We start from the raw sequence: 12297 nt of genomic DNA, 5'->3' as shown, positions 1-12297 counted from the left end.
GCTTTAATCTTTCAATAGTAAAGGTTCAAAGACACCAGAATTAGTATTATCCACCACTTTCCAATTATAAATTTTAGAGAGTTGGTAAATCTTTGATAATTCTTCAAACAAACGAGTTTTAGCATCCTTTTGTAGTTGAGAAACTGTTATTGTCGATTTAATCTTTTCAATAGCTTTAGCGTTCAGCTTATTTAGCTCTTGTTTAGAGAAGGTATTGAACTGACTTTGTTGCAAATCGAAATATTTAATGTCTGGAGAAATTAGAACTTCTTCTTTAGGAATTTTATTGATGATAATTTGTTTACCAACACTATCTATTTGAATTTCTAGTTCCGATAAATCATACCCCACCTCAACCTTAGCGTTTACTGAGAGCATTGCTTTCTTTTCAAAGGTAACGTATCCATAGAAATACTTTTTTGCATCAGTAAAGCTATACATTTCAGAAAAATTCCCTTCTGAAACCACCAACTTACTTAGATTCTGAATTCCGTTTAAAACCACCTGAATTTCTTCTTCCTCATATTTTTTTTCCTTTTTTTCGTACCAGAATTTAGCAATTAAAAACCCTAGTGCAAAAACAGCAAGATATTTTAGTAAACGCATTAATTTCTTTTTCTATAAATATAGGAAAAGTATTTAAAGTGTTTTTATGAAGCTTGTTTTGTTTCTTTTTCTTCTTTAGGAAATGCTTGCTTATTAAATAAAAATAGTAAAGCTACTCCTATAGTAATCCAAGAGTCTGCTCCGTTAAAAATAGCATTGAAAAAGGTAAAACTTTCTCCTTCATAAATAGGAAAATATAGCATGTCTACTACTTTTCCGTGAAACAATTCTCCATATGGATTATCTGAAAAAAGTGTAGCAACATTATGGTAAGAAGAATCGAAAATTACACCATAAAAAACAGAATCGATAATATTACCTACTGCTCCTGCTAAAATTAGCGCTATCGCAATAATAACGGCTGTATGCGCTTTTTTCTTGATAGATTGCCACAACCAATACACAATACCTGTAACGGCAACAACTCTAAATAAAGTTAAGAATAATTTTCCTGCTTTACCACCAAATTCAAAGCCCCACGCCATTCCGTTATTTTCTGTAAAATGAATTCTAAACCAATCATTGAAAACAATAACTTCTTCTCCTAATTGGAAATGTGTTTTGATATAAATTTTACTGATTTGATCAATTAAAATTGCCAAAATTACGGTAAGTATTGCGATGTGTTTTTTAGACATTTTTTTTATTTAATGGAAACAAAAATAAGAAAACTATTTTTATGTTTTTCTTCTGATTTATAGAAAGAAAAAGACCAATAGTCTTTGAGGCATATTGGTCTTAAACTTATTGATTAAAAAAGGAAATTACCCTTTTAACCAAGCTTTTCTTAATTCTTTTTGCTTTTGTGTTGCATTAGGATCATCCTTTAAACTAGTTCCTTTGGTGTATGATTGAGTTAAAGTTGTTTTAATAATTACCTCTTTACCATCTCTTTCTAGTTTTACCTCAACTTCGTTTCCTGGTTGCCACATAAACATTTTCGTAAAAATCTGGTTTGCACTTTCCTTTGTTACTGCTACTCCATCAACCTCTTTAATTGCATCGTTAGGTTGTGCTCCATTTTCAGCCCAAAAGCTATTATCTTTTACTGCTTCTGAAAATCTGATTGTTTTTGTCGCTTGGTCTGCTCTAACAATCATAGCTCCATCATTTTGGATATAATTTGTTTTTACTTTTGATTCATTCAACACTAATCCTGCCTTTGCAAAAAACTCATTATAATTAATTGGTGTGCCTTCTACTACGTGTGTGTTCAAAAACGCTCCTATTGAAGGGTATGTCATTTCTGTAATTTCTTCAATTAACTTATCATCCTCGAATGGTTTATTTTTTCCATATTTTAATGATAATTCTTTCATTAATGACAACACGCCTCTATTTCCATTACTTTCTTCACGCATTAAAATATCAATACACATACCGATTAAAGCTCCCTTTTGGTAAACATTATAATACTGAGAAGCATAAGGCTCATCTAATACATTTTCACTCATTTTAGTAAAACTCATAGAATCATTCATAGAAGATGCTGTTTTAATTTTACCCATAATTTTACTGTAAAATTCATCTTCTGTTACTAAACCTTGATTTACTTGAAATAATGTAGCAAAGTATTCTGTAATTCCTTCATACATCCATAAATGTTTAGAGAATGTTGGTTGATTGTAATCGAAATAATGTACGTCTTCTGAATGCACACTTAACGGAGTTACGATATGGAAAAACTCATGAGATACTACATCTATCATACTTTTTGCTAATGCTTCATCTGGCATTGCTTCTGGTAATACTACTACGGTTGATGTATGATGTTCTAAAGCTCCAAATCCTTTAGGTGCTTTTTCAGTTCCATCAGATAGATATAAATAAATATCGTAACGAGCAGTACTGTTAACACTTCCTAAGTATGCTTTTTGTGCTTGCATCATTTTCTCCATAACTTTTTTAAGCTTTTCTGCTGAGTGCTTTTTGTTTGGAGAGTATACACTTAATACAATTTTAATATCACCTACTTTGAACTCTTCTACATCTAGTTCTCCGTAAAACATCGGGTTGTCTGTAATATCAAAATAACGTGGAGCAAAATAGCTTGAAGTTAAAGTTGAACCATCTTCGCTTGTTTTTGTTCCTACTTCTTGTAATGCAGAAGTTCTTTTAAAATTAGTAGGCGAAACAACATCTAACTTATATTGATTATTTTTTAATGAATCAAAATACCCTACAAACCCGTGAAGATTTAATACATAGTTAGTAGATTCTATATTGGTTCCTGCTGGTGAAAATGGGGTTTCTCCTCCAATTCCTCCTGAAACTTCCATATCAAAAGTATCGTTTACCAAATAGGTTACTTTATCTAATTTTTGGGCATTGGTAATTTCCCATGTATTGGTGTCAACTTTTGTTGCTTCTAATTCGTTTCCTTCATAATCTAAAGCCTTAAAACTATCTACATATTTACCAAAATCACTTACAGAATAAGTTCCTTGAACTACTCTTGGTAACCTATATGTTACTTTTTCAACTGTAAATCTACCTGGATTGACTGTTACAGGTACTTTATCATTGTCAACCTTTGTTAAATCTAAGGTTGTTGCTATTGGGGTTTGAACAGCTAAATCGTTTGTTGCTTTTTTTGTGGAATTACAGCTTATTAATAATAATGCTGCAATGGCTGCGGTTAGTATGCTTTTGTTCATTTCTTAGTTTTTAATTAACCATTAGACAAAGTAACTTATGTTTTGTTACGTGTAATTATTATAAAATTTTGTTAATTACTCTAATTCTATGTTTATGTTGGCATGAATTGAGTTTATGGTAAGTTTTTTAGAAGTTGATGGAGTTTCTTGAGAGAACGGAGATTCTTTTTTCTCTCCATTTATAAGAATTGTTCCGTTATTGGTTTTTAAGTTTAACGTACTTTTTGAAGTTGTTTTTGCAAATACATTTCCTTGAAAAAGACGCACATTTACGTTCCTTTCAATAGTATTCAGTTTTATATTTCCTCTTTCAATATAAACATCTAAATCTCCAGCGTAACTTTTTGAATTAATTCCAATAGTTTTTCCATAAATACTTATATGTTTGTTTTTAGGAACTTTTATAATAGCCCTAGCTCTTTCTAGTCTTCTTGTTATATATTTTCGAAAAACTTCATTTTTTAGTGTTGGAATATTTAACTCAAATGCTATTGTAATGACTTCTCCTTCTTTTTTGAACAGTATATTATGTGTATGTGGGTTTTCATCAAGTAAAATTACTTCTAACTCGTTACTCTTTGAATTTTCTATTACAATATCGTCTAACCCGTGAGTAACTACTTCGAGTTCGTTTACTAACATTTTTCTCTTCTGTATTATTTTTTCTTGACAGTAAAGAAATTGAACACTTATTAGAGTATATAATAATAGATATTTTTTCATACAAAAAAAGCCTCTAAAAGAGGCTCTATTTATTTTAACTTTAAAAGTTATTGTTTTCGTTTTGCTTCGATACTTAAAGTAGCGTGTGGCACTAGCTTTAAGCGTTCTTTTTGAATTAGCTTACCTGTAACTCTACAAATACCGTACGTTTTATTTTCAATACGAACTAAGGCATTTTTTAAATCACGAATAAACTTTTCTTGACGAATAGCTAGCTGCATATTTGCTTCTTTAGCCATTGTATCTGAACCTTCTTCAAAAGATTTAAATGTTGGCGATGTATCATCGGTTCCATTATCTGAACCATTTTTATACGATGCTTGTAACAGTTTTAAGTCTTCTTCAGCTTTTTCAATTTTCTTTTGAATGATTTCCTTAAACTCTAGTAAATCACTATCTGAATATCTTATTTTAACATCATCCATAATGCTATATTTTTTCAATTAACATTCTACTTTTAATGGCATCAAACTCAATTTCTGTACCATTTTTTAAATCATCAACAAAAACTAATTCATTTGTTAATGTTTCTGCTTTAATGTAGTTTTCATTTGCCAATACCGATTCTCTTAAATCATCAGCTTGTAAAATGGTTAATTTTATTTTATCGGTTACTTCTAAACCTGTGTCTTTTCGTGCGTTTTGAATTCTATTAACTAATTCTCTTGCCACACCTTCTTTGCGTAATTCGTCGTTTATTGTAACATCTAAAGCAACTGTTAACCCTTCTGCATTGGCTACTAACCACCCTTCGATATCTTTCGATGAAATCTCCACATCAGCGGTTCCTAAAGTAATCAATTTATCGTTAATTTCCACAGAAATTTCACCTTCTTTTTCTATCTTGATGATATCATCTTGTGTAAATCCTTGTATCTTATTAGCTATCAACTTCATATCTTTACCAAACTTAGGCCCTAAAGCTTTAAAATTTGGTTTGATTTGTTTTACTAAAATCCCTGAAGCATCGTCTAATAACTCTATCTCCTTAACGTTAACTTCTGATTTTATTAAGTCTGCTACTGCTAAAATTTCTTCCTTCTGCGTTGCATCCAATACAGGAATCATAATTTTTTGTAACGGTTGACGTACTTTAATTTTTTCTTTAGCTCTTAAAGATAGTACTAATGAAGATATTGTTTGTGCATTTTCCATTTTACGCTCTAACGACTTATCTACTAAATCAGCATTATATTTAGGAAACTCTGCTATATGTACGCTTTCAAAACTTTCTTTTCCTGTAGCTTTTATTAAATCTTTATACAAACGATCCATAAAGAAAGGTGCTACTGGAGAACCTAATTTAGCTACCGTTAACATACAAGTGTATAACGTTTGATATGCTGAAATTTTATCTTGTGCATATTCTCCTTTCCAGAAACGTCTTCTACATAAACGTACATACCAGTTACTTAAATGATCTTGTACAAAATCAGAAATAGCTCTAGTTGCCTTGGTTGGTTCGTATTCTGCATAGAATTTATCTACCTTTTGAACTAACGTGTTTAATTCAGATAAAATCCAACGGTCTATCTCCGGTCTTTCATTAATAGCTATTTCAGCTTCACTATAGGTAAAGTTATCAATGTTTGCATATAAAGAGAAGAATGAATACGTATTATATAAAGTTCCAAAGAACTTACGTTTTACTTCTTCTATTCCTGCTAAATCAAATTTTAAGTTATCCCAAGGATTTGCATTCGAAATCATGTACCAACGCGTTGCATCTGGACCAAATTCAGATAATGTAGTAAATGGGTCTACTGCATTTCCTAAACGCTTTGACATTTTTTGTCCGTTCTTATCTAACACTAATCCGTTAGACACTACATTTTTATATGCTACTGAATCGAATACCATTGTTCCGATAGCATGTAATGTATAGAACCATCCACGAGTTTGGTCTACTCCCTCTGCAATAAAGTTAGCTGGATAACTTTCTTTATTATCAATTAATTCTTTGTTTTCAAATGGATAATGCCATTGTGCATATGGCATAGAACCAGAATCAAACCAAACATCAATTAAATCGCTTTCACGCTTCATTGGTTTTCCTGAAGCAGAAACTAAGATAATTTTATCTACTACATTTTTGTGTAAGTCAATTTTATCATAGTTATCTTCTGACATATTTCCTACTTCAAAATCAGCAAAAATATCTTCAGACATTACGCCAGCATTAACTGACTTTTGAATCTCTTCTTTTAATTCAGCTACAGAACCGATACAGATTTGCTCTGTTCCGCCTTCAGTACGCCAAATTGGTAATGGAATTCCCCAAAAACGAGAACGTGATAAGTTCCAATCATTCGCATTTTTTAACCAGTTACCAAAACGTCCTTCTCCTGTTGATTTTGGCTTCCAGTTAATAGTTTCGTTTAAATCGAACATTTTATCCTTTACATCGGTTACCTTGATAAACCAAGAATCTAATGGATAATATAAAATTGGTTTATCCGTACGCCAACAGTTTGGATAACTGTGCACATATTTTTCAACTTTAAAGGCTTTGTTTTCTGTTTTTAGTTGAATTGCTAATTCTACATCTACCGATTTTTCTGGAGCCTCACCATCTGTATAGTATTCATTCTTTACATATTTACCTGCATATTCTCCCATTTCTGGGCGAAATTTCCCTTGTAAATCTACTAGTGGAACTGGGTTTTCATTTTCATCTAACACCAACATTGGCGGCACTTCTGGAGTTGCTTGTTTTGCAACTAAAGCATCATCAGCACCAAATGTTGGGGCTGTATGTACGATACCTGTACCATCTTCGGTAGTTACAAAATCTCCTGAAATTACTCTAAAAGCATTTTCTGGATTTTGATATGGTAAAGCAAATGGTAATAATTGCTCGTATTTAATACCTACTAAATCTTTTCCTATAAATTCTTTTACAACTGCATATGGAATTTGCTTATCTCCTTCAGCATAATTTGCTAATTCCGCTACATCTTCTACTTGATTAAACTTCTTCCCAGCAAATTGTTTTGATACTAAGTTTTTAGCCAACACCACTTGAATTGGCTCAAATGTATATTGGTTGAATGTTTTAACTAAAACGTATTCTATTTTTGGCCCAACCGTTAATGCTGTATTCGATGGAAGTGTCCATGGTGTAGTTGTCCAAGCTAAAAAGTGTACATCTCCATCAACTTGTAAAAAGTCTGGTAATGTTTCTTTTATCGTTTTAAACTGAGCTACTACTGTAGTATCTGTAACATCTTGATAAGTTCCTGGTTGGTTTAACTCATGTGAGCTTAATCCTGTTCCAGCTTTTGGTGAATATGGCTGGATTGTATACCCCTTATATAATAAATCTTTATTATAGATTTGTTTTAACAACCACCAAACCGATTCCATATATTTTGGTTTATAGGTTATATATGGATCTTCCATATCTACCCAATATCCCATTTTTTGAGTTAGGTCGTTCCAAATATCGGTATAACGCATTACAGCTTTTTTACATGCTTCGTTATATTCTTCAACCGTAATTTTGGTTCCGATATCTTCTTTAGTGATTCCTAATTCTTTTTCAACTCCCAATTCTACAGGCAAACCATGCGTATCCCAACCTGCTTTACGCTTAACTTGGTATCCTTTTTGGGTTTTATAACGACAAAAAATATCTTTAATGGCACGTGCCATTACGTGATGAATTCCTGGTAAACCGTTTGCTGAAGGTGGTCCTTCAAAAAACACAAATGGTTCGTTTCCTTCACGTGTAGTAATACTTTTTTCAAAGATGTTGTTTTCCTCCCAATAGTTTAATATTTCTTCTGCTACTTTTGGTAAATCCAATCCTTTGTATTCAGTAAACTTCTTACTCATTTTGTCGGTTTATTAATTGAATGTGCGAAATTACGTATTTTCTTGTAATTGTTGAATTTGAGACATAAAAAAACACCTCAAATTTGAGGTGTTTTTTACATAATTCTTAATTTTATCTGAACATATTAACTAATCCCACGTTCTTTTTTAATTTGTTCGTAAGCTGCTTGAATTTTTTGAAATTTCTCGTTAGCTCCTTTTTTATGCTCTTCTCCTAAGTTTTGTAACTTATCTGGGTGATGTTTTTTAGCCATTCTTCTGTAGGCTTTTTTTACTTCATCGTTAGTCGATTCTTTCGTTATCTCTAGCATTTTATAAGCTCCATCAGACTCATCATAAAACATTGCTTTTATTGATGAGTAATCATATTCATTGATATATAAATAGCTTGCTATTTTTCTAATTTCTTCTTCCTCTACACTAGTTACTTGCCCATCTGCTTTTGCTATTCCAAACAAAAAATGTAATAATTGTAATCGCGTAGCATGCGACATATACTGACGTATTTGTAAGCAAACTTGGCGTGTAGATATTTGTTTTTTTATAATTCCATTGAATAGCTTGAATGCGTGATTTGCTCGTTCTTTACCATACATTTTCACAAAGTAAGCACGAACATAATCTAACTCTCTCTTATCTATTTTTCCATCAGATTTTATAACTACTGATGCTAATATTAGCAAGCTTATTTCGAAATCACCTGATGTAGCTCTTCCTCTTCTTGGTTGACCTCCAGTCTTTTTTTGAAATTCTTGCTGTTCTTGTACAAAATCTTCTACAGAAATTCCATCAATAAAACTTCCTACAGCAAACCCAATTATTGCTCCTATTGGCCCTCCTAATGTAAAGCCAGCTCCAGCTCCAAGCCATTTTGCAAATTTTCCCATTGTTTGTTTTTTAGAGGCTACAAAGATAAAACATTACCAATCTATCTCCATACTTATTTCGGGTTGATTGTTGGCACGAAAAGAAGTATCTTTGCCTTAAATTTTTAATTCAAAAATATGTATCCAGAAGAATTAGTAAAACCAATGCGCGATCAATTAATCGATGCCGGTTTTGAAGCTTTATATACTGCTGAAGATGTTGACAATGCTTTAGCCAAAGAAGGAACTACGTTAGTAATGGTAAACTCTGTTTGTGGGTGTGCTGCAGGTACTGCAAGACCTGGTGCTATCGCTTCTTTAGGAGCAGATAAAACTCCTACGAACTTAACTACAGTTTTTGCAGGTGTAGAGAAAGAATCTACAGCGAAGGCAAGAGAATATATGATTCCTTTCCCTCCATCATCTCCTGCAATTGCTTTATTTAAAGATGGTAATTTAGTACACATGTTAGAGCGTCATCATATTGAAGGACGTTCAGCACAAGCTATTGCTCAGAATTTAGCCGCTGCTTACGAAGAGTTTTGTTAATCTTTTTTAAGACACAAGATTTTTAGAATAAAGACAAAAAATCCAGCTATTTGCTGGATTTTTTTATTTTGAGATTCTTCATACAAAATTCAGATTGACTCTTTGATCTTTCTAAAAAAATGTCTTGATTCTTCTATCTAACAGCAAAGCGGTCTTGTTTCTCCGCTACACCTTCTTAATCACATTAGTTACAACTCCCCAAATAATAAAGTTGTTTTCTTCAGTGATTTTTATAATTGGATAATCTGGATTTTCAGGTTGTAGCCAAACTTCACTACCTTCAACTCGCAGACGCTTTACAGTAAACTCACCATCTAAAAAACATACTGCAATTTTATTATTGGTTGGAGGAATACTTCTATCAATTACTAGCAAGTCATTGTCGTCCAAACCTGCACCAATCATCGATTGTCCGCTTACTCGAGCAAAAAAAGTAGCTTCTTTATTTCTAATAAGTTCTTCATCTAACGAAATACGCGTTTCCCTGAAATCATCAGCAGGAGAAGGAAACCCTGCAGAAATACCTGTATCCATTAAAATAGCTCCTTCGCTTTCATTTAACTCTTTTGGCAAGAAAAAAGTCAATGCTTCTGATGCTTTTACTGGCTTTAATTTTCGTAACATCTTATTGTTTGTTATTTAACTAAACTTATTTTACCTTAATAATATCGTTAATATTTGTAGTGTATTTGGGCGATAATCGTTCTTGACGCATCTTCCAAGTACGTTGTAAATCTTGATTGGCTAATTTAATCTTATCTGCTTTATAAGTCTGATTAATTTTATCAATCGCACTCATTAAAGAGGCATGCTTCGGATTTTCTCTTGCAAACATATCTATCTGATAATTATCTGAAGGAACCAATCCTGTTACAATTACTCCTGCTCTTTTATACTTTATTCCTTCTTTAAAAATAGTTGTTACCGCTTGTACTGCACTTTTACTTATTGTTAATGTGGAATTTGTTGGATATGGAAACACAACTGTTTTACTCACTCGATGTTGTTCAGTATCTTTTTTATGATAATCACTTCGTAGCAAAACAATCACCATATGACAACTAGAGTTTTGTTTGCGTAATTTTTCTGCACAACTCACTGCAAAGGTTGAAATTCTTTCTTTAATATTATCTAAGTCAGAAAATGTATATTCAAAACTTCGGGTTGTTGCTATTGCTTTCTTATTAGTAGGTTCATCTAATTCTATTTTCGAATCTCCTTCTAAATCTTTTTTTAACTTCCAGCCTGTTATAGAAAGATTTTTCAATACCCAATTATCATCTAACTGGGTAAAATCGTATGCCTTTTTACATCCTTTGGCGAGCAACCTCTTCTGTATACCTCTACCAATTCCCCAAACACTTTCTATAGGAGTCCACTGTAATGCTTTGATTCTTTTTTCTTCGGAATTTATTACATACACTCCTCCTGTTTCTTTTGGAAATTTACGAGCTATTTTATTGGCTACTTTACTTAACGCTTTTGTTGGTGCAATTCCTACACAGGTTGGAATCCCTGTCCACTTCAATAGTCTTTCTCTAATTTCTTTTCCGTAGGAATTAAAATCATACTCATCAAAACCTTTGAATTGTAAAAAAGCTTCATCAATAGAGTATACTTCTACATCTGGAGAAAATTGCTCTAGAATTTTCATCACTCTAGCACTCATATCGCCATACAGTGGGTAGTTTGAAGACAACACTGAGATATTGTTGTTTTTACAAAATTGATCCCACTTAAAAATTGGTGCCCCAAATGGAAGTTGTAACTTTTTTGCTTCATCACTCATTGAAATAACGCAGCCATCATTATTACTTAAAATGGCTACTGGTTTTCCTTGCAAATTCGGATTAAAAACCCGTTCGCAAGAAGCATAAAAGTTATTACAATCTACCAACGCATACATAACTGTAAAGGTACAGAATATTGAAAAAATGAACTCTAACTAACTTTCCTTATTTTTGTTTCATGGTTAGAAAATTAAAAATTGATGGAATTGATAAAATCATTATCAAACGCCTTGTTAAAGATGCACGTACTCCTATTTTAAGCATTGCTCGAGAAGTGGGTATATCTGGTGCTGCTATTCATCAACGGTTACGAAAATTAGACGAATCGGATTTAATTGATGGTTACAAAATGATATTAAACCCAAAAGCATTAGGGTACACTACTACCGCTTTTGTTGGTGTTTTTTTAGATTCTTCTAGCCTATACTCTTCAGCAATTAAACGTTTAAAAGAAATTCCTGAGATTGTAGAAAGTCACTACACTACTGGTAACTATGCTATTTTCATTAAAATACTATGTAAAAACAATGAAGACTTAATGCATTTGTTAAATAAGGATATTCAAACCATAAAAGGGGTTTCAAGAACCGAAACTTTTATATCTTTAGACCAACAAATAGATCGACAAATAAAAATTTAAAAACCCCGAATGAACGATTTTATCTTCTACTTTAAAACAGGCTTGTTTCATGTACTAGATTTTAAAGCCTATGACCATATTTTATTCTTAATTGTATTAGCTGTTGTATATCAATTTAAGCAGTGGACAAAAGTTTTATGGTTAATCACTTTATTTACTATTGGACACTCGATAACCTTAGCACTTTCAGCTTATGGAATATTAAATGTCCGAGCAGATTTAATTGAATTTCTAATTCCATTAACCATTTTTATTACTGGATTAATGAATGTATTAACTGCTAAAAAGGCATCAGTAGGAAAAGAAAATCAGAATTTATTTTTTGCTTTATTTTTCGGATTAATTCACGGACTTGGTTTTTCCAACTATTTTAAAATTATGATTGGAAAAACTTCTGATAAGTTTTTACCATTATTAGAATTTGCATTAGGTGTAGAAGTAGCACAAATTATCATTGTATTAGGAATTTTATTAATTGGTGCTTTAGTACAATCAATCTTTAGTGTAAACCGTCGCGATTGGATTTTAATCATGTCTTCTATCGTTATAGGGTTTGCTTTACAAATGATGTTTGACCGAGTTTTTTGGTAAAAAATTAACGACTAACTAACTCAAATCTAACTACCTTA

At 32.0% G+C, this 12297-nt stretch carries 12 protein-coding genes; 3 read left to right on the top strand and 9 right to left on the bottom strand.

The annotated features are described in order from the left end of the window. Positions 1–3: 3 nt before the first annotated feature. The 7 genes from VCM48_RS11845 to VCM48_RS11815 all read right to left on the bottom strand — a co-directional run bounded on the left by VCM48_RS11845 (position 4) and on the right by VCM48_RS11815 (position 8710). Positions 4–606: a DUF4230 domain-containing protein gene (locus VCM48_RS11845; protein ID WP_482270645.1), complete on the bottom strand. Its 603-nt coding sequence runs from the start codon at positions 604–606 to the stop codon at positions 4–6. A gap of 44 nt (positions 607–650) precedes the next feature. Further along, complete coding sequence (locus VCM48_RS11840) at positions 651–1244, bottom strand: lipoprotein signal peptidase (RefSeq protein WP_099214644.1); 594 nt, start codon at positions 1242–1244, stop codon at positions 651–653. A 126-nt stretch (positions 1245–1370) separates the two neighbouring features. Continuing rightward, positions 1371–3263, bottom strand: a complete 1893-nt coding sequence (locus VCM48_RS11835) for a M61 family metallopeptidase (protein WP_482270644.1) — start codon at positions 3261–3263, stop codon at positions 1371–1373. A gap of 75 nt (positions 3264–3338) precedes the next feature. After that, entirely contained in the window at positions 3339–3986 is a 648-nt protein-coding gene (locus tag VCM48_RS11830; protein ID WP_482270643.1) for a DUF4097 family beta strand repeat-containing protein, read from the bottom strand. A 47-nt stretch (positions 3987–4033) separates the two neighbouring features. Further along, a complete protein-coding gene (locus VCM48_RS11825; RefSeq protein ID WP_115900129.1) occupies positions 4034–4411 on the bottom strand; it encodes a TraR/DksA family transcriptional regulator in 378 nt (125 codons plus the stop codon). Positions 4412–4415: 4 nt separating this feature from the next. Further along, positions 4416–7823 carry an isoleucine--tRNA ligase gene (gene ileS, locus VCM48_RS11820; RefSeq protein WP_482270642.1) on the bottom strand — a complete coding sequence of 1136 codons (3408 nt, stop codon included), beginning with the start codon at positions 7821–7823 and terminating at the stop codon, positions 4416–4418. Between the two features lie 125 nt (positions 7824–7948). After that, the gene (locus VCM48_RS11815; RefSeq protein ID WP_274640919.1) at positions 7949–8710 is read right to left on the bottom strand and encodes a TerB family tellurite resistance protein; all 762 of its coding nucleotides are present in this window, start codon (positions 8708–8710) and stop codon (positions 7949–7951) included. Between the two features lie 117 nt (positions 8711–8827). Here VCM48_RS11815 and VCM48_RS11810 point away from each other — a divergent pair, with 117 nt between their 5' ends. Beyond that, positions 8828–9238 (top strand): BrxA/BrxB family bacilliredoxin, encoded by a 411-nt coding sequence (locus VCM48_RS11810; protein WP_099214649.1) that lies wholly within the window; start codon positions 8828–8830, stop codon positions 9236–9238. A 165-nt stretch (positions 9239–9403) separates the two neighbouring features. On the opposite strand, the gene VCM48_RS11805 is transcribed toward VCM48_RS11810, so the two are convergent. Then, positions 9404–9862, bottom strand: a complete 459-nt coding sequence (locus VCM48_RS11805; RefSeq protein ID WP_099214650.1) for a LexA family protein — start codon at positions 9860–9862, stop codon at positions 9404–9406. Positions 9863–9887: 25 nt separating this feature from the next. Next, a complete protein-coding gene (locus VCM48_RS11800) occupies positions 9888–11144 on the bottom strand; it encodes a Y-family DNA polymerase (RefSeq protein WP_482270641.1) in 1257 nt (418 codons plus the stop codon). A gap of 62 nt (positions 11145–11206) precedes the next feature. Between VCM48_RS11800 and VCM48_RS11795 the strand changes: the two genes are divergently transcribed. Both VCM48_RS11795 and VCM48_RS11790 read left to right on the top strand, forming a co-directional pair. Next, positions 11207–11668, top strand: a complete 462-nt coding sequence (locus VCM48_RS11795) for an Lrp/AsnC ligand binding domain-containing protein (RefSeq protein ID WP_047789927.1) — start codon at positions 11207–11209, stop codon at positions 11666–11668. 9 nt (positions 11669–11677) lie between these two features. After that, positions 11678–12259 carry a HupE/UreJ family protein gene (locus VCM48_RS11790; RefSeq protein WP_099214652.1) on the top strand — a complete coding sequence of 194 codons (582 nt, stop codon included), beginning with the start codon at positions 11678–11680 and terminating at the stop codon, positions 12257–12259. Positions 12260–12297 lie beyond the last annotated feature (38 nt).

It is taken from the genome of Tenacibaculum sp. DPLXC6 (genome assembly GCF_056815515.1).
The sequence above is the reverse complement of the archived record's forward strand: the minus strand, read 5'-3'. Positions and strand labels throughout refer to the sequence as shown.